At 30.9% G+C, this 19,552-nt stretch carries 20 protein-coding genes; 19 read left to right on the forward strand and 1 reads right to left on the reverse strand.

Annotation, left to right across the window (positions count from 1 at the left end; all coding sequences use genetic code 11):
* Positions 1-39 precede the first annotated feature (39 nt).
* From RIN63_RS05190 to RIN63_RS05210, 5 genes are all read left to right on the forward strand, one after another.
* A complete protein-coding gene (locus tag RIN63_RS05190; protein ID WP_310443628.1) occupies positions 40-1,233 on the forward strand; it encodes an SPFH domain-containing protein in 1,194 nt (397 codons plus the stop codon).
* Positions 1,234-1,263: 30 nt separating this feature from the next.
* Complete coding sequence (locus tag RIN63_RS05195) at positions 1,264-2,319, forward strand: hypothetical protein (RefSeq protein WP_310443629.1); 1,056 nt, start codon at positions 1,264-1,266, stop codon at positions 2,317-2,319.
* Positions 2,313-3,146 carry a TPM domain-containing protein gene (locus RIN63_RS05200; RefSeq protein ID WP_310443630.1) on the forward strand — a complete coding sequence of 278 codons (834 nt, stop codon included), beginning with the start codon at positions 2,313-2,315 and terminating at the stop codon, positions 3,144-3,146. The genes RIN63_RS05195 and RIN63_RS05200 overlap by 7 nt, the downstream gene beginning before the upstream one ends.
* 133 nt (positions 3,147-3,279) lie before the next feature.
* Positions 3,280-4,236 carry an L-threonine 3-dehydrogenase gene (locus RIN63_RS05205; protein WP_310443631.1) on the forward strand — a complete coding sequence of 319 codons (957 nt, stop codon included), beginning with the start codon at positions 3,280-3,282 and terminating at the stop codon, positions 4,234-4,236.
* Positions 4,237-4,375: 139 nt separating this feature from the next.
* Positions 4,376-4,648, forward strand: coding sequence for a DUF3343 domain-containing protein (locus RIN63_RS05210; protein WP_310443632.1), 273 nt, complete (start codon positions 4,376-4,378; stop codon positions 4,646-4,648).
* 1 nt (position 4,649) lies between these two features.
* On the opposite strand, the gene RIN63_RS05215 is transcribed toward RIN63_RS05210, so the two are convergent.
* Positions 4,650-5,915 (reverse strand): hypothetical protein, encoded by a 1,266-nt coding sequence (locus tag RIN63_RS05215; RefSeq protein ID WP_310443633.1) that lies wholly within the window; start codon positions 5,913-5,915, stop codon positions 4,650-4,652.
* Between the two features lie 95 nt (positions 5,916-6,010).
* Between RIN63_RS05215 and RIN63_RS05220 the strand changes: the two genes are divergently transcribed.
* The 14 genes from RIN63_RS05220 to RIN63_RS05285 all read left to right on the forward strand — a co-directional run bounded on the left by RIN63_RS05220 (position 6,011) and on the right by RIN63_RS05285 (position 19,543).
* Positions 6,011-6,670, forward strand: a complete 660-nt coding sequence (locus RIN63_RS05220) for a hypothetical protein (RefSeq protein ID WP_310443634.1) — start codon at positions 6,011-6,013, stop codon at positions 6,668-6,670.
* A gap of 119 nt (positions 6,671-6,789) precedes the next feature.
* The gene (locus RIN63_RS05225) at positions 6,790-7,218 is read left to right on the forward strand and encodes an Rrf2 family transcriptional regulator (protein WP_310443635.1); all 429 of its coding nucleotides are present in this window, start codon (positions 6,790-6,792) and stop codon (positions 7,216-7,218) included.
* An 18-nt stretch (positions 7,219-7,236) separates the two neighbouring features.
* Positions 7,237-8,415 carry a cysteine desulfurase NifS gene (gene nifS / locus RIN63_RS05230; protein ID WP_310443636.1) on the forward strand — a complete coding sequence of 393 codons (1,179 nt, stop codon included), beginning with the start codon at positions 7,237-7,239 and terminating at the stop codon, positions 8,413-8,415.
* Positions 8,416-8,853: a Fe-S cluster assembly scaffold protein NifU gene (nifU, locus tag RIN63_RS05235; protein WP_310443637.1), complete on the forward strand. Its 438-nt coding sequence runs from the start codon at positions 8,416-8,418 to the stop codon at positions 8,851-8,853.
* Between the two features lie 176 nt (positions 8,854-9,029).
* Complete coding sequence (locus RIN63_RS05240; protein WP_310443638.1) at positions 9,030-9,200, forward strand: hypothetical protein; 171 nt, start codon at positions 9,030-9,032, stop codon at positions 9,198-9,200.
* 42 nt (positions 9,201-9,242) lie between these two features.
* The gene (locus RIN63_RS05245) at positions 9,243-10,442 is read left to right on the forward strand and encodes an AI-2E family transporter (RefSeq protein WP_310443639.1); all 1,200 of its coding nucleotides are present in this window, start codon (positions 9,243-9,245) and stop codon (positions 10,440-10,442) included.
* Between the two features lie 136 nt (positions 10,443-10,578).
* Positions 10,579-13,218: an alanine--tRNA ligase gene (gene alaS / locus RIN63_RS05250; RefSeq protein WP_310443640.1), complete on the forward strand. Its 2,640-nt coding sequence runs from the start codon at positions 10,579-10,581 to the stop codon at positions 13,216-13,218.
* Between the two features lie 120 nt (positions 13,219-13,338).
* Positions 13,339-13,575 (forward strand): IreB family regulatory phosphoprotein, encoded by a 237-nt coding sequence (locus tag RIN63_RS05255; protein ID WP_310444100.1) that lies wholly within the window; start codon positions 13,339-13,341, stop codon positions 13,573-13,575.
* A 17-nt stretch (positions 13,576-13,592) separates the two neighbouring features.
* A complete protein-coding gene (locus RIN63_RS05260) occupies positions 13,593-15,638 on the forward strand; it encodes a hypothetical protein (RefSeq protein WP_310443641.1) in 2,046 nt (681 codons plus the stop codon).
* 15 nt (positions 15,639-15,653) lie between these two features.
* The gene (locus RIN63_RS05265; protein ID WP_310443642.1) at positions 15,654-16,601 is read left to right on the forward strand and encodes an aldo/keto reductase; all 948 of its coding nucleotides are present in this window, start codon (positions 15,654-15,656) and stop codon (positions 16,599-16,601) included.
* Between the two features lie 15 nt (positions 16,602-16,616).
* The gene (gene ruvX / locus RIN63_RS05270) at positions 16,617-17,039 is read left to right on the forward strand and encodes a Holliday junction resolvase RuvX (protein ID WP_310443643.1); all 423 of its coding nucleotides are present in this window, start codon (positions 16,617-16,619) and stop codon (positions 17,037-17,039) included.
* Positions 17,039-17,290 carry a DUF1292 domain-containing protein gene (locus RIN63_RS05275; protein ID WP_310443644.1) on the forward strand — a complete coding sequence of 84 codons (252 nt, stop codon included), beginning with the start codon at positions 17,039-17,041 and terminating at the stop codon, positions 17,288-17,290. Before ruvX ends, RIN63_RS05275 begins: the two co-directional genes overlap by 1 nt.
* A 57-nt stretch (positions 17,291-17,347) precedes the next feature.
* Positions 17,348-17,794 (forward strand): Fur family transcriptional regulator, encoded by a 447-nt coding sequence (locus tag RIN63_RS05280; RefSeq protein ID WP_310443645.1) that lies wholly within the window; start codon positions 17,348-17,350, stop codon positions 17,792-17,794.
* Positions 17,795-17,881: 87 nt separating this feature from the next.
* A complete protein-coding gene (locus RIN63_RS05285; RefSeq protein ID WP_310443646.1) occupies positions 17,882-19,543 on the forward strand; it encodes a ribonuclease J in 1,662 nt (553 codons plus the stop codon).
* Positions 19,544-19,552: the final 9 nt, after the last annotated feature.

Raw genomic sequence — 19,552 nt, forward strand, 5'->3', positions numbered from 1 at the left:
GTTATAATAATGAATATAATTATATAGGGAGGTAGAAAAATGGGATTAATTAAAGCATTAACTTCAGCTATAGGTGGATCTTTAGCTGATCAATGGTTAGAGGTAATTGAACCAAATGATATGGGAGATAATACTGTATTTACATCTGGGGTAAAAGTTAGAAAAGATGATAAGAGAGGGTCAAATAAAAAAGGTACAGAGAATACAGTATCAAATGGATCTGTCATACATGTCTATCCTAATCAATTTATGATTTTAGTAGATGGTGGTAAAGTAGTAGATTATACAGCTGAAGAAGGCTATTATAAGGTAGATAATACATCCTTACCATCGCTATTTAATGGGACTTTTAAGGATTCTTTAATGGAGTCATTTGAAAGAATTAAATATGGTGGAGTTACACCAACTGCTCAAAAAGTTTATTATATAAATCTACAAGAGATAAAAGGAATTAAATTTGGTACTCCAAATCCCTTGAATTATTTTGATAACTTTTATAACTCTGAATTATTTTTAAGAACACATGGGAATTATTCTATAAAGATTACTGATCCTCTACTTTTTTTTGCAGAAGCAATTCCAAGGAATGAGGATAAGGTAGAGATTCAAGATATAAATGAACAATACTTATCAGAATTCTTAGAGGCTTTACAATCAACTATGAATCAGATGTCTGTTGATGGAATTCGTATATCCCATGTAGCATCTAGAGGTAGAGAATTAAGTCAATATATGGCTAATATATTAGATGAAGATTGGAAAAGAATGAGAGGTATGGAAATTCAGGCTGTTGGTATCTCTAGTATCTCCTATGATGATGAGTCTAAAGAATTAATAAATATGAGAAATAAAGGCGCTATGTTAGGTGACCCATCTGTTAGAGAAGGCTATGTTCAAGGGTCTATTGCAAGAGGTATGGAAGCAGCTGGATCAAATGAAGGTGGGGCTGCAGCTGCGTTTATGGGTATGGGCGTAGGTATGCAAGGTGCAGGTAACTTTATGGGTGCTGCGTCTCAGTCAAATCAACAGCAAATGAATCAACAGGGTCAACAAAAACAAGTGGAGCAAAAAGGCAATGAGTGGTATTGTACTGAATGTGGCCAGAAAAATTCTGGTAATTTTTGTTCAGATTGTGGCACAAAACGAGCTACAACATCTCAATGCTCAAAATGTGGGTTCAAACCTGAAGGGGAGATTCCAAAGTTTTGTCCAGAATGTGGAAATAAGTTTTAGTTTACTAGATACTAATTAAGAGGTGAATTTATGGCTACTAAATCTTATAAATGCCCTAGTTGTGGTGCAGGAATCTTGTTTAAACCTGCATTACAAAAGTTTCATTGTGACTATTGTCTAAGTGAATATACAGAAGAAGAGATTGCTAATATATATAAGGATGTAGATGAGGAAAATGGGATAGATGAGAGCCCAGATACTACTGAAGACCATAAACATTTATCATCATATGAATGTAATAGTTGTGGAGCAAAAGTTGTTACAGATAACACAACAACGGCTACATTTTGCTACTATTGCCATAATCCAGTGATTATATCTGATAGACTTTCAGGAAGTTTTCAACCTGATAAATTAATACCATTTTCCATTGATAAGGAGAAGGCGACAAAAACCTTTTTCAATTGGGCTAAGAATAAAAGCTTTGTTCCCAAGGATTTCCACAGTAATTCTCAATTAGAAAAGATAACAGGTGTATATTTGCCTTATTGGTGGGCCGATTGCAAGATAGATATTGACTATGTTGGAGAGGGAAGAAACATAAGAATATGGCGTAGTGGAGACAGGGAGTATACAGAAACAAAGAAGTTTCAGATAGAGAGAAAAGGGAAAATAGATATTAGCAATGTGGAGGAATTAGCATTTACTAAAATAGATAAAAACCTCTTAAGTGGTATTGCACCATATAATGAAGACGAAGCGAAAAAATTTTCGATGCCATATCTGTCAGGTTTTTTTGCAGAGCAATATGATATTAGTAAAGAAGAGATAACTCCAAAAATAGAAGAACAAGTCAACAGATATTCTAAAAGTTTAATATCTGAGACAATAACGGGATTTAATCATGTCAATGATATAAGTAATAATGTAGATATTCTCTCTAAAGAGTGGAATTATACACTTTTACCTGCGTGGATATTAACTTTTATCTATAATGATAAAACTTATGTATATGCTGTAAATGGGCAAACCGGAAAATCCTTTGGAGAACTTCCATTAGATAAAGGAAAATTATTTAAAGTATCATCAATAATATTTGGAATCACTTCTGCAGTTCTTGCAATAGGAGGTGCCCTAATATGGTAGGCTTAGCTGGTAAATCAATAAAAGGTATGTTCTTTATTTTGATAATTTTGATTCTCTTCTCTTCTATAACAGTTTTTGCAGACAAATCTTTTGTTTTTGATGACGCTATGCTATTTAATGAGGAAGGAATAATAGGTTTAGAGGAAAAAGCAAATTTATTATCTACTTCTTACAATATGGATATAATTATTGTAACTACAAATGATGCTATGGGCAAGACTTCAATGGAATATGCAGATGATTTCTTTGATTATAACGGGTTTGGTGTAGGAGATAATTTCGATGGGATATTATTTTTAATAGATATGGATAACGGAGAGGCATATATATCAACATCAGGTATTGGGATTAAGTATTTGACTGATGAGAGGATAGAAAGAGTACTTGATGATGTATTTGATAGCGGCTTAGTAGAGGGAGATTACTACGGAGCAACTTTGGGATTTTTAAAAGGAACAGAAGAATATCTTAAGGCTGGTATACCCTCAGATCAACATAATTATCCAGAAGAACCTAAGGAGAAAAACAGACTAACATTCTTTGATCTTATTATTAGCCTTTTAGGAGGACTAGGATCTTTTGGAATATTTTTTATTAGCATTAAATCCAAGTACAAAATGAAGAAACCGGTGAAACCATTGAATTTTAGGAATAATAGCATTGTAAGTTTTACAGAAAATGAAGATAAGTTAATTGATTCGTTTGTAACCACCAGAGTAATACCAAAACCACAGAACAATTCATCATCTTCTTCAAGTGGAAGAAGTACCACCCACAAATCTTCAAGTGGGAGAAGCCATGGAGGCGGAGGAAGAAAGTTTAAATAAGATTTAAAAGTCCCATTTAATATTATTTTCTTAAATGGGCTTTTATTATTTTTAAAACTACTATGTAATTTTTTATAATTATGATATAATTGTAACGAATTACATAGTTTTATAATATTTGGAGGTGTATTTAGTGAGAAAAATTTTAATTACTGGAGCATTAGGACAAATTGGCTCAGAACTTACTACAGAAATGAGAAGAGTGTATGGCGCTAACAATGTTATAGCAAGTGGTAGAAGGATAAAAGACGGACATGAGAAACTCATAGAATCAGGACCTTTTGAAATCGTAAATATAAATGATCCTAAAACATTGGCTGAAGTAGTAAGAAAAAATAAAGTTGACACTATAGTAAATCTTGCAGCTATATTATCTGCTGTTGGTGAACAACATCCTGATCAATGTTGGGATATTAATATGAATGGATTATATAATATTCTTGAAGTTGGAAGGGAAGAAAATTGTATGGTCTATACACCATCTTCAATCGCAGCTTTTGGACCTTCTACACCACCCGATAATACACCACAGGATACAATTCAAAGACCTAGTACTATGTACGGTGTAACAAAAGTAGCTGGAGAATTGCTATGTGACTATTATTTTAAAAGATTTGGAGTAGATACAAGAGGAGTACGCTTCCCAGGGTTAATATCTTATGAGACACTACCTGGTGGAGGAACTACAGACTATGCAGTGCATATTTACTATGATGCATTAAAGAATAAGAAATATACAAGCTTTATTGATAAAGGTACTTACATGGACATGATGTACATGCCTGATGCTTTAGATGCAATTATTGATTTAATGGAAGCAGATCCATCTAAGTTAATTCACAGAAATGCATTTAATGTTTCAGCTATGAGTTTTGATCCAGAGATGTTAGCTGCATCAATAAAGAAATATATTCCTGAATTTGAGTTGGATTATGATGTGGATCCTGTAAGACAAGGTATTGCAAATACTTGGCCAAACTCATTAGATGATTCAGCTGCTAGAGAAGAGTGGGGTTGGAATCCAAAATACAACCTAGACTCCATGACTAAGGATATGCTTGAAAAATTAAAAATTAAATTAGGGCTATAATTAAGATGGACAGGATACTTTAGGTATTCCTGTCCTGTTTAATTTTAAAATCCTCCTATAAAATATATATTTATCCAGTAAAAACTGTAACACTTATAAGGCAAAGTAAATACTTATAGTATATAAAGGAGGTAATCATATGAGTAACAATTATTATTTATCCGTTTTTAAAACTAAAAATCAAGCTGTCTTCCTATACTCAATATTAGAGTCCATGGGATATGATAATTTTCAAATAATTTCTACTCCTTGCACTATAAAGGCTGGGTGCAATTATTCAATTAAATTCAGCAATTTAAAATATACTGATATTCTATATAAAGAAGCTAAGGAATTGGGTATAGAAGCTCCTGATATATATATTGCCGAAAGAAAAGATGGTAAATTTAGGTACAAGAGAGTTTTTATTTAATTCAGTTGAATAATCTGCTTAAAATAGACCTTTTTTTTGAATCAACTGACTTTTGAATTTCATCTAATTTACCTTTTAGACTTTCTTGATTAGCCAATAATTTGCTTAATTGAGATTCGAAATTTTTGTAATTACTCAATAGTTCATTTAACTTAGTGTCCAACTCATTAGAAATAGTATCTTCAGTATGGATAATTTCTAAAGAAATATTTTTATTTTCTGTTTCTAATGGCAGTTCATTAGTCGAATTTTTAGATTCTTTATGCAATAATGAATCTAAAAAGTAAAACTTAAGTTCATTAAAAGGATAGCAATATAGATAACTAATATTATTTGAATTCTTTTTAACTTTAGATAATATAATATTTTCATCAATATCTTGACTATTTTCACCTTTTGACCATGTGCAACCGTAGTCATTGGAATAAAGAAGATTAATACTATTATTTGATATAAATATTAATTTTAAAACATTATTTTCTTCAAAAATAATTGGTAAGAATTTTGAAAATTGTATATATGGGAGTAGAACATCCTTCCATATATACTTTTCCTTACCTTTAGAGCTCATTCTTAGGTATTTGAGTTGATATCTACCATCTAATGCTTCTATCCATAGTCCATGTAGATTATCTTTGGAATCTATAAATAAGAAAGGTAAAGAGGTATTGCTATTATCAGAAGATACTTGTTTCGGTAGTGAGCTCCATGTTCTAGTATAAGGACTATAAAAACAATGATATATTTGAGGATTGTTAATATCATTTCTATAAAGTATATGAATAGTACCTTGACTATCATAACTTAAGACAAAAGGATCAGTTGATTTTTTTGATAGATATCTAATAGCATTATGTTTTTCTTCACTTTCATAGACTACATGCTGGATGGTCCATATATTTGAATTAATTAAATTTGAATAGTTATAAATAATATGTAGTTTGTTATTAATTTTTAATACTTCAATTTGGTTATATATATTTGATTTTGTATCAAATTTTGCAATAGTTAATTTAGACCATATTTTTTCGCTGAATTTGTAGTAGTTTAAATCCCCTGTATTTAATAAGGCAACGAGATGTATTGTATCATATTCATCTATAAGTGTAGAAAACTTTAATATATCTTTATCCTTAAGACTATTTGATTCCATATAATGCAATGACGAATCAAAAATTGTATAAGAAATTATTCCTCCAGTTTCTAATTGGAATACAAAAACATCATCTTTGGAATTGAAAATAATATTGATATTTGGTTCAAACATTTAATTCACCTCCATAATTAATTAGTAGCACATTAGCTTATCAATACATAATATGTTAGTGGATACGAATTTATTAAATAAAAGGAGTGAAAAGCATGGCTGAATTTAATATGAGCGAAAAGATTATGGAAGTATTTCCAGAGTTAGACTGTGATTGTGTTATTGTTGATAAAGTCTTCGCAAGTTGTCAACAAAGAGAATGTTTTCCAGAAGTAGAAGTAGAAGTATGCGATAAGAATTTCGATAGGATAAGATTTAGACCAGGTTTTATAGTACCTAATACTTTGATCGTAACTGATACTGATACACCAAACTTTAGAAGAGTTAGATTTACGATAAAAATTCCTTTTCAAGCATTAGATATTAATGGGAACATAATAGAAGAAGGATTCTTACCAGATATATTTAAAGACATAATATTATACATTCCAGATGCTAGAGATGAATTTGATTTTAGAATAGTAATAGAAACTAGTTCGGAAGTTTTACTACCACCAGTACAAACAGGAGATACAGTAGTGTTTACAGCAGGAGTATTTATAATAATTAAGGTCGTAGGAACAGTTCAACTTATGATACCAACATTTGGATATTGTCCGGAACCACCACTATGTGATGAATTTAGTCCACAAGATATATGTGAAGATTTCATAGAATACGCAACATTCCCAAGATTTTTCCCATGTCAAATAAATGACACAGATGAAGATTGTATTCAACCAGAGTATAGGAACGGTAATATAAGGAAGAGCTAATAGCTCTTCCTTTTTTTATGAAAAATAATTTTATATGAATGTTGACAAAAATACTAGGGTATAATATACTTATTAATGATATCCAAGTGAATTAGTTGGAATTAAAAGAGGTGAAAAAAATGAAATTATCTACAAGGGGAAGATATGGGTTAAAAGCAATGTTTCAGTTAGCCTTACATTATGGAGAAGGACCAATATCTTTAAACCAGATTGCAGAGAAGCAGAATCTATCTGAAAGCTACTTAGAACAATTGTTTTCAACTTTAAGAAAAGAAGGGTTGTTAAATAGCGTTAGAGGAGCTCAAGGTGGTTATATGTTATCAGAAAGTCCGCATAAAATTACAGTAGGTTGTATACTTAGAGCTCTTGAAGGAAGTATGGCACCCTCTGACTGTGTAATAGATGATAATAATGAATGTAATAAAGAAGATGGCTGTGCAACAAGGCTAGTTTGGGTTAGAATCAAGGACAGTATAGATGAAGTAATTGACTCTATAACATTACAGGATATGGTAGATGATGAAATTAAATTAAATAATAAACAATAATCTTAGGAGGAGAATAAGATGAAAAAATATATATACATGGATAATGCAGCAACAACTCCCGTTAAGCAAGAAGTTTTGGATGAAATGCTACCATACTTTACAGAAAAATATGGAAATCCTTCATCAGTATATTCCTTAAGTAGCATGTCCAAAAGAGCAATTGAAGATTCAAGAGAAAAAATAGCAAATGTAATTAATGCAGATAGAAGAGAAATATATTTTACTGCTGGTGGTTCAGAAGCTGATAACTGGGCAATAAAAGGTATAGCTTTTGGAAATAAGCAAAAAGGCAATCATATTATAACTACTAAAATCGAGCATCATGCTGTACTACACACTTGTGAATACTTAGGGAAAAATGGATTTGATATTACTTACTTAGATGTTGATGAATATGGGTTGATTGATTTACAACAATTAAAAAATGCAATAACAGATAAGACTATACTTATCTCAATAATGTATGCAAATAATGAAATTGGGACAATACAACCTATTAAGGAAATAGGTGAAATAGCAAAATCAAACAAGATATATTTCCACACAGATGCTGTTCAAGCAATTGGAAATATTAAGATAGATGTTAAAGAACTTAATATTGATGCATTATCCATGTCTGCTCACAAATTTTATGGACCTAAAGGAATTGGGGTATTGTATATAAAACAGGGTGTAAAAATAGATCCTCTTATATCAGGAGGAGGACAAGAGCGAAATAAAAGAGCTGGAACTGAGAATGTCCCAGCAATAGTTGGAATGCGAAAAGCTATAGAATTGGCTTATGAAAACTTAGATGAACATAATGAAAAACTAAGAAAGCTCAGAAATTATTTAATTAGTAAAATAGAATCTAATATTGATAATGTAAAACTAAACGGACATCCAACTCTTCGACTACCTGGAAATGTAAATATGTGTTTTCGATTTATAGAAGGAGAATCTTTATTACTTAGTTTAGATATGGAAGGGATAGCAGGTTCAAGTGGTTCTGCTTGTACTTCTGGTTCTCTAGATCCTTCTCATGTACTGTTAGCAATAGGATTACCTCATGAAATTGCTCATGGCTCTCTTAGATTGTCTTTAGGAGATTTTAATACTGAAGAAGAGATAGATTTTGTAGTAGAAAAATTAGTTAAAATAGTTGAGAGATTAAGAATGATGTCTCCACTATATGACAAAAATAAGGAGGAAAAATAAATGTACTCAGAAAAAGTAATGGAGCATTTTCAAAATCCTAAAAATGTGGGTGAACTAATAGATGCAGATGGTATAGGTGAAGTAGGTAATGCAAAATGTGGGGATATAATGAAAATGTACCTTAAAATAGAAGATGATATTATAAAGGATGTTAAGTTTAAAACTTTTGGATGTGGTTCTGCAATAGCATCATCTAGTATGGCAACAGAATTAATAAAAGGAAAAACTATAGAAGATGCAATGAAACTAACTAATAAAGCAGTTGCAGAAGCTCTTGATGGATTACCACCAGTGAAAATGCATTGTTCTGTTTTAGCAGAGCAAGCTATTAAATCTGCACTACTTGATTATTCTAAGAAGAACAATGTTCATATAGAAGGCTTAGACAATGTAGATTTTGATGAAGATCATCATAATCATGAAGAAGACTTAGATTAGTATCAAATTTGAAAATAAATTCTATAATATCTCAATTATAGATAATATTGATAGAATTTTAATCCTCTTTTAGTGAGAACATATATTATATAGAGCGAAAGGAAAATGTACTTATTATATAATTTGCATTTTCTTTAACTATACTAAATAAAATCCTAGAAGAGGAGATGATTTGCATGCTTAACAATAGATATAAAAATGGAGCTTTTTGGGGAACTGTCATTGGTACATCTATAGGTATTATACTTACTTCAAAGATGACACCTATGAGTAGAAAACGAATGATGAAATCTGCTAGAAAAGTAAGGTCAAGTTTAAAAGATGGTATGAACTCATTGTGGAACTAGGCGGCATTAGCTGCCTTTTCCAAATCCAAAGGGGAGATACATATGATTGAATATAATCAACCTGTTTTTTTATTTAAAGTGATTTGGTCATTATCTATTCTTTTATTAATATTAATTATTTATTATCTAGTAAATATTGGTAATAAATATGTGGAAGATAATAGAAAGATAAAAATAAATAATAAAAAAGTTATGCCAATATTATTAGGTTTGATTTTCGTATTTGCATTTTATAGTCTTTTGAAAAAATACACAGTACTTTCGGATACATTTTATACTATTATATTATCTGCAATTCTAGCTTATCTTTTTAACCCAATCATTAATCGTTTAGAAAAAAAAGGAATAAAGAGAGTATGGGGAGTATTGCTATTATATCTATGTATTATTTTAGTTATAATGTTTTTTTTCTTTTTAGTAGTTCCAAGGTCCACTACGGAAATAAAAAGATTAGTTTCTGATATGCCAAAGTACCTTGAACAGGCATCAAGTCTAATAGATGCAATGTACAATAAATATTATTCAACCTTAGGAGATTTACCACCAATGTTTCAAGGTGTTCAACAGGTAGTTATGGAAAATATCGTAGGGTTAGAAAGTATAGTTGTAAATGGTCTTAAAACCTTTATAGGTGGGATAATAAATACTTTTTCAAAGGTCGTAAGTATTGTATTAACCCCTATATTGACATTATACTTCTTAGTGGATAAAGATTATTTTAAAGTTAAGATAATGGGATTAATTCCTGAGAAAAGAAGAAAAGAGTATAAGAAATTATTTAATGAAATGGATTACTCTCTCTCTAAATTTGTTAGGGGAAAGATAATTATGGCAACTTATGTTGGCATTGCGACTTCAATAGTATTATTAATTATTGGAGTTGATTTTGCAATAGTTATTGGATTTATTACAGGTATTGCAGATATTATACCTTATATTGGTCCATTTTTAGGTTTTGCACCTGCAGTATTTTTTGCCTATTTATCCAGCCCTTTAAAGGCAATATGGGTAAGTTTGTTTTTCTTATCTATTCAATGGATAGAGAATAATATAATGGCTCCTAAAATATTAGGTGATACAACTGGCATACATCCTATGGTAGTTTTACTATCTATTATCATTGGTGGAGGAATATTTGGTGTGGTAGGAATGATTTTAGCAGTCCCAGTAGTTGCCGTATCAATCATTCTATTTAAATTTATAGTTGAGAAACTTAAAAGACCACCTGAAACTGACAATTAATCTTTGGATTTATTGACAAAATTAGTATATTAAATTATAATCCAAATATAGAAAGAAGGAATTTCGTCCCTCTATTGGGGACGATTTTTTGCAATTACAACTTGCGGATAATCTTAAATGGAGAGGTGTATATATAATGAAAAAAATAGGATTGCACGAAATCAGAAGAGAATTTTTAGACTTTTTTAGAGAAAAAGAGCATTTAGTAGCTCCGTCATATTCACTTGTACCTAAGAATGATAAATCGCTATTATTAATAGGGGCTGGTATGGCTCCAATTAAAAAATACTTCACAGGTGAGCAAACACCTCCAAGTAAAAGAATGGCAACATGCCAAAAATGCATTAGAACAGGGGACATTGAAAATGTAGGGAAAACAGACAGGCATGCTACATTTTTTGAGATGTTAGGAAATTTTTCTTTTGGTGATTATTTTAAGAAAGAAGCAACTGCATGGGCATGGGAATTTCTTACAGAGAAATTGGAAATACCTAAAGAAGATTTATGGGTTACAATTTACTTAGAGGATGATGAAGCCTTTGAAATATGGAATAAAAATGTAGGAGTTCCTGCAGAGAGAATAGTTAGATTAGGGAAAGAAGATAATTTTTGGGAGTTGGAAATAGGGCCATCAGGTCCATGTTCTGAGATTTATGTAGATCGAGGAGAAAAGCATGGTTGTGGTAGTGCTGATTGTAAGCCGGGATGTGAATGCGATAGATTTATTGAAGTTTGGAATTTGGTATTTACTCAATTTGATAAAGATGAAAATGGAAAGTATAATCCGTTACCAAATCCAAATATAGATACTGGTATGGGACTTGAAAGAATTACTGCCGTAATGGAAGGCGCAAAAACCATTTTTGATGTAGAAGCAGTTAGGGAGATACTAAAGAAGGTTGAAAAAATAGCTAATATTACTTATGGGCAAGATAAAAATAGAGATGTTTCTGTAAGGGTAATAACAGATCATAGTAGAGCTATGACTTTCTTGGTATCTGATGGAATAATTCCAAGTAATGAAGGAAGAGGCTATGTCCTTAGAAGATTAATCCGGAGAGCTGCTAGACATGGTAAACTTTTAGGGATTGAAAATGCTTTTTTATCTGAGGTAGTAGATATAGTTATAAACTCATGGAAAGTAGAATATCCAGAGCTAAAAGATAGAGAACAACAAATAAAGAAAGTAATTAAGGCTGAAGAAGATAAGTTCCAAGAAACAATTCATCAAGGAATGTCTATATTAGAAGATTATATTAATGCGATGAAGGATGAAAATAAAACTGTACTTTCTGGAGAAAAAGCATTTAAACTCTATGATACTTATGGTTTCCCATTGGATTTAACGAAGGAAATTCTTGAAGAGAAGTCCTTAGTAGTAGATGAAGAAGAGTTTAATTTAAATATGGAAGCTCAAAGAGATAGAGCAAGAAAGGCCAGAGAAGATGGAGATAATATTGGCTGGTCTACAGGAAATGAACATGATATCTTTGAAGGATTGGATACTTTTTTTAGAGGATATGAACGAACAAATATTGTATCTGAAATAGCAGGACTATCTGTTAATAATGAAAAAGTTACTGAGTTAAATCCTGGAGATGAGGGAGTTATAATATTAACTGAGTCCCCTTTCTATGGAGAATCGGGAGGCCAAGTAGGAGATATCGGAATAATTGAATCATCCAATTTTAAAGCTATGGTATTAGATACTAAACACTCAAAGAGTGGTAGTTTAATTCATATAGTTAAAGTAATTGAAGGGATAGGAAAAGTTGGAGATAAAATTATTGCTCAGGTAGATGAAGAAAGAAGAAATTCAACCAGAAGGAATCACTCAGCTACTCATTTGCTGCATAGAGCATTGAAAGATGTATTAGGTGAACATGTTAACCAAGCTGGATCTATTGTAACTCCTAATAGATTAAGATTTGACTTTACTCATTTTGAAGGTGTAACAAAAGAGGAGTTAAATCAGATTGAAAAAATCGTTAATTCTAAGATATTTGATGGATTAGAAGTTAATACTTTAGTGACTTCATTAAAAAATGCACAAGAAATGGGTGTAGTAGGTTTGTTTGAAGATAAATATGGTGATGAAGTAAGGGTATTAAGTATGGGAGATTATTCTCGTGAATTATGTGGTGGTACCCATGTTGATAATACTGGAACCATAGGTATGTTTAAAATAATTTCTGAAGCTAGTATCGCTTCTGGAGTGAGAAGAATTGAAGCTATAACAGGTATAGGTGTATATGAATACTTGAGCCATTTGGACAGTAGTATGGAAGAATTAAGTAATATATTTAAGACTAACAAAACTAAATTAATAGATAGAGCTAAAGTTTTATCTGAAGAACTCAAAGAAAAGGATGTAGAAATAAACTCTCTTAAATCAAAGATGGCTTCATCCATAGCAGATGAGATTCTAGCATCTAAAGTAGATATAGATGGCATATCATTAATCACCTACAAAGTAGATAATATGGATATGAATAGTTTGAGAAATTTAGGTGATAAAATTAGAGATGGCCTTGAGCAAGGAGTTATTGTTCTTGCAACAGTTAAAGATGAAAAAATATCTTTTCTAGGTATGGTAACTAAGGATTTAATTGAAAAGGGTATTCATGCAGGGAATATAATAAAAGAAGTGGCTAATGTTACAGGTGGCTCTGGTGGAGGAAGACCAGATATGGCACAAGCAGGAGGTAAGGATACTTCAAAAATTAAAGAAGCATTATCAATAGTTCCAGATATAATCAAGATGCAAATTAAATAGGAAACAGTTGGAAACAAATATTAGCAAAATCAATATTTGTTTCCAACTATATAGGGATTATATGGTATAATATATAGTATATTAGGGGGTGTTTCTGTGAACAATAGGTTAAATGAAACTATGAAGTTTGAACCACCAAAGGACAATATCAACTCAGCAAAAGAAATAATATTATCTGTCTATAATTCTTTAGAAGAAAAAGGTTATGATCCAATTAATCAGATTATTGGATATATACTATCAGGAGATCCAACCTATATTACTAGCTATAATAACGCTAGATCAGCTGTTTGTAGTATAGAAAGAGATGAACTATTAGAAGAACTTTTAAAGGAGTATCTAAAGAAGGGTCAGTAGTTTAGGAGAGAATTGATTTGAGAATAAGAAAGTTTCTATTTTGCATATTTTTATCAATATTATTACTGCCTCATATTTCCTATGGGGCAAGCAATAATCCTAAGGTATATCTAGTAGTCATGAATAAATTGACATTAAAGGATATTGAAGCTATGGATTATTTAAATACAATTATCTTAGATGGTAGTATTGGTTTAATGAACACTAGAGGTACAACAGGTTATACAGGGGCAGAAAGCTTTCTTACTATCAATTCTTCAAGAAAAGCCTATGCTAATTATAGTAGTATAGATTTTCAGTTTCAAAATATGGAGAATTCTTTAGTAAATAACTCTATAAGCAAAATATACAATTTGAATAAAGAGAATAATTATTTACCAAGTATCGGAGCAATTGGTGATAATTTACATAATAGTGGATTGAAAACAGCAATATATGGTAACGGTGATGTAAGGGATATTCCCAATAGAACTTCAGCCTTGATTCCTATGGATTCCAAAGGTTTAATTGATTATGGGAATATAGATAATATAACATTGGAAGAAAGTGAATACCCATTTGGATATAAAACAGATTATGAAACGTTATTAACTGAGGTGGTAAGTAGTCAGGCAGATTTTATTGTGGTAGATACAGGTGATTTGCAGCGGATGTATAGTTATAGTGCTAATATTTCTGATGAAGATTTTATAAGTATAAGAGAGAGAATTCTTAGGGATTTAGATAATTTTTTAAAGGATTTGATTGATTTATTAGACAGTAATAATTCCTTGTTGATAATTACAAGTCCTAATAGTGGAGATATGAATGTTGATGATAGTAGGTTATCTCCAATTGTATTATGGGGTGAAGGAATTGAAAGGGGGACCATAGCATCCTTAACTACCAATAGACAAAGTCTAGTGACTAATTTAGATATTGGACCTACTGTTATGGAATATTTAAAGGCTCCAAAAGAAAAAATGTCTGGCAACCCAATAGAGACAATTAGAGTGGACATTGAGCTAGATGATATAATAAAATTGAATAAGCAAATAAATACTACATCTAGAGTTAGATTTAATACATTATATTATTATGGATTGATTTCAATAATTCTATTATCTATAGCTATCATTATAGTACTTACAAAGATAAAGATAACAAGTAAAATAGAAACTGTTATAAAGAGTTTTGTGGCTACCTTACTCTTTATTCCTAACATTCTTTTTATAGTTTCATTATTTAAGCCAGTTAATATACTTATCTACATAATGTTATTGTTAATTTTCTTATTATTGTTTTTTATTATTATTTGGAGAACTAAGGAGAATAATAATCAATTGATGTATATTTCAGCATTTTCTGTATTTGTAATATTCCTAGATTTATTGTTGAAAGGTAGTATTAGCAAGTATTCCGTACTATCTCATGATCCCATTATAGGGGCTAGATATTATGGTATAGGCAATGAGATGGTAGGTATTCTCTTGGGGTCGGTAACTTTGCTATCAATTAGAATTTCAGAGAAAAACAATAAGAGTTTATTACCATTAATTTTATTTTCTATATCAGTAATTATGGTAGGACATCCACTTTATGGGGCTAATGTAGGTGGAACTATGGCATTTATCATGGCAACGATAATCTATATCTTTAATTTTATGGATAAGGAAATTACTATCAAAAGAGCGCTCTATCTATTGTTGTGTATTATAATATCTATATCTTTATTGGGCTATATTGATATAAAGTTTAATGAAAATACTACACATTTAGGAAATTCTATTCTACTCATTAAGAATAATGGAATAGAATATTTAACTAATATTGTAATAAGAAAAGTACTTATGAATATCAAACTAATAGGTAATTCCTTTTGGACTTATGTTTTATTATTTAATATGATTTTTCATTTAATTGTATTTAATGCATTAAAAGAGATTAATAAAAAAGCATTGATAGCATTGATAGCTGGTATAGCAGGAATAATAGGGGGGTTCTTATTAAATGATTCAGGATTATTATTAGCTAGCATAGCTATGAATTTAATTTCTACAGGACTTTATTTAGAATATATGTGAAACTAGGTGGAATAATTGGAAAGAACAAGATTAGGAAATACAGATATAGATGTATCAAGGCTTTGTTTTGGTTCACTAACAATGACTCCTTTTCAAGCAAATTTAAGTGTAGAAGAAGGAGCATACCTTATAGAATATGCCTATAACCAAGGAATTAATTTTATTGATACAGCTGAAATATATGAGAATTATAATTACATTAAAGCTGCATTAAAGGGTATTAAGAGGGAAGACTTTGTAATTGCTACTAAAACCTACGCATATACAGAGGAAATGGCAAAAACCAGCTTAGAGCTGGCACTTAAGGAATTAGGTACTGATTATATAGATTTGTTTTTACTACATGAACAGGAAAGCATTTATACTGTTAGAGGCCATTTTGAGGCTATAGAATATTTTTTAAAAGCTAAGAAAGAGGGTAAGATTAGAAGTATAGGATTATCTACCCATCGGGTTGCGGGAGCAATAGCAGCTAGAGATGTTCAAGAAATAGATGTTATTCATCCAATAGTAAACAAATATGGAATTGGAATTCAAGACGGTAATATAGAAGATATGTTATCCGTATTAAAGGAAATACATGATTTGGGTAAGGGTATTTATGCTATGAAACCATTAGGTGGAGGACATTTAATTAAGGAAGCAGAATCTGCATTTAATTTTGTAAGATCAATTCCTTTTATTAACTCCATAGCCATTGGAATGCAGTCTGTGAATGAAATTGATGCAAATATTCTTCTTCTTGAGAAAGGAGTTTTGGAGGAGGATGTTAAAGATAAATTACAAAAAAAGAAGAGACGATTAATTGTGGCTGATTATTGTATTGGGTGCGGTAATTGTGTTAAGAGATGTAATCAACAAGGTATTGAGATTATAGATGGAGTAGCAACTCCTAATGATAAATGTATTTTATGTGGATATTGTGCAAAGGTATGTCCAGAATTTTGTATAAAGGTAATCTAATTGTGGAGGTGAAGTATGGAGCGGATAATGGGATTGGATGTAGGAGATAAGACTATAGGTGTAGCAATCTCTGATTTGTTACAGATGACAGCGCAAGGTCTAACAACCATAAGACGAGAAGGGAAAGCAAAAGATGAAGCAGCCTTAGAAACAATCATCAATGAGTATAATATTAATAAAGTAGTCATAGGTTTACCAAAAAACATGAATGGGTCTATAGGACCACAGGGAGAAAAGACTATTAAATTTGCTGAAAGGCTTAAGAATAAATATAAATTAGATATAATATATGAAGATGAGAGATTAACAACTATGGCAGCTGAGAAGATGCTTATATCAGGTGATGTACGAAGAGAAAAGAGAAAAACTGTAATAGATAAAGTTGCAGCTACTTTTATTTTGCAAATATATTTAGATAAGAAAGGAAGTGTATTATAGTGAAAGAAAGGATTTTTCTATTAGATGAACTAGGTAAGGAGCAAGAATTTATTATCTTGGCTACTTTTGGTTTGGATGATGAAGATTATGCCGCATTAATGCCAGCAGATGATATTGAAAGTCCCACTTATATACTAAGGATGGAGACAGATGAAAATGGAGACATGCTTTTTGCTGGAATAGATGATGATGAAGAATTAGAAGATGCCATAGAAGCATATGAGGAAATGCAAAAGGAGAATTTGCAATAGTTGACAAAGTAAGAAAATAATAGTATGCTTAATATAGGATTATAGTCGGGTGAAAAAATGGAAATTAATATGAATGTTATAAAAGAGAAACTTCAAAAGGGCGGGTATAAACTCACAACTCAAAGGCGAGGGATTTTGAAAGTTATTGTGGATAACTTTGATGAACATCTAAGCTGTGATGAGGTATATAGTATTGTTAAAAACGATTACCCTGATATAGGTATTGCCACAGTGTATAGAACATTACAGTTATTTGAGAAATTAAATATAGTCTACAAGTTAAATTTTGATGATGGGTGTAGTCGATATGAGTTAAGTGCTGGTTCGGAGAATCATCATCACCATCATTTGATTTGTTTACACTGCGGAAAGGTTAAAGAAGTTAAACTTGATTTACTAGAATCATTAGAAGAAAAAATAGAGAGTGAGGGTATATTTACTATAGTAAATCATAATGTGAAGTTTTATGGATATTGTAGCGAATGCAAAAATAAATCCCTATAGGGGTTTTTTTTTAACTTATATTAATTTTACAGACTAAAAACTATTAGAATGGTAAAAATATAAAAGAGAAAAAGAGGAGTTGATATAATGAGGAAACCGAACAAACTTAAAATCATACCCATTGGCGGAATGGGAGAGATAGGTAAAAACATTACTGCTATAGAATACAAAGAAGATATTATATTAATAGATTGTGGTATGAGTTTTCCAGAAGATGAAATGTTAGGAATTGATGTTGTAATCCCTGATGTAACATATCTAGTTAAAAACAAAGAAAAAATAAGAGGAATTGTTCTGACACATGGACATGAGGATCATATAGGAGCATTGCCATATATATTAACAAAATTAAATTTGCCTATATATGGAACAAAGTTAACCTTAGGTATTGTAGAAACTAAATTTAAGGAACATAGATTAGATAATGTAAGTATGAATGTAGTAAAACATGGTGATATTATAAAACTTGGAAGTATGGATGTTGAATTTATAAGAACAGGTCATAGTATACCAGATAGTTCTGCCTTAGCTATTCATACTCCAATAGGTATAATAGTTCATACTGGAGATTTTAAAGTTGACTATACACCAATTGGTGGAGATGTCATAGATTTAAACAGATTTGCTGAACTAGGAAAAAAGGGTGTATTGGCCTTGATGTCAGATAGCACAAATGCTGAGAGACCTGGATTTACTATGAGTGAAAAGACTGTTGGAGCTACATTTAATGATATTTTTTCTAATCATAAACATAGAATTATAGTAGCTACTTTTGCTTCAAATGTCCATAGAATCCAACAAATAATTAATGCAGCCGAGCAAAATAACAGGAAAGTAGTTTTATCTGGTAGGTCCATGCTAAATACTATTGGAGTAGCATCAGAACTAGGTTATCTTCATATGAAAGAAGATACTTTAATAGATATTAATGATATGAATAAATATCATAGTGATGAGATAACTATAATAACCACTGGCAGCCAAGGAGAGCCAATGTCTGCTCTCTCTAGAATTGCTGCTTCTGAGCATAAGAAAATACAAATTCAACCAGGAGATTTAGTAATATTATCTGCTACCCCAATACCTGGAAATGAAAAAACAGTATCAAAAGTTATAAATAATCTAGTAGTAAGAGGAACAAAGGTTATATATGAATCTCTAGCAGATGTTCATGTCTCAGGTCATGCTTGTCAAGAAGAATTAAAATTGATGCAAACTCTAGTTAAACCTAAATTCTTCTTGCCTGTACATGGAGAATTTAGACATTTGAAAAAACACGCAGAGATAGCAGAGTCATTAGGTACACCTAAAGAAAACATATTTATTCTTGAAAATGGATCAGTATTAGAGTTAACTAAAGATGAAGCTAAATTAGCTGGAACAGTACCTTCAGGCAATATATTGGTTGATGGATTGGGTATAGGAGATGTGGGAAACATTGTCTTAAGGGATAGAAAACATCTATCAGAAGATGGTCTAATTGTTGTAGTTGTGACAATGAGTAAAAAAGAAGGAACAGTAATAGCAGGACCAGATATTATATCTAGGGGATTTGTATATGTTAGAGAATCTGAGGATCTAATGGAAGAAGCTAGAAATATTGTGAAATCTGTACTGGCAGATTGCGAAAAGAAAAATATAACTGATTGGGCTACCCTTAAATCTAATATAAGAGATACCTTAAGAAATCATCTATATGGAAAAATAAAAAGAAATCCAATGATACTACCAATAATAATGGAAGTATAATATTATCCC

It is taken from the genome of Tissierella sp. (assembly GCF_031460495.1).
Lineage (GTDB): Bacteria > Bacillota > Clostridia > Tissierellales > Tissierellaceae > JAVKTS01.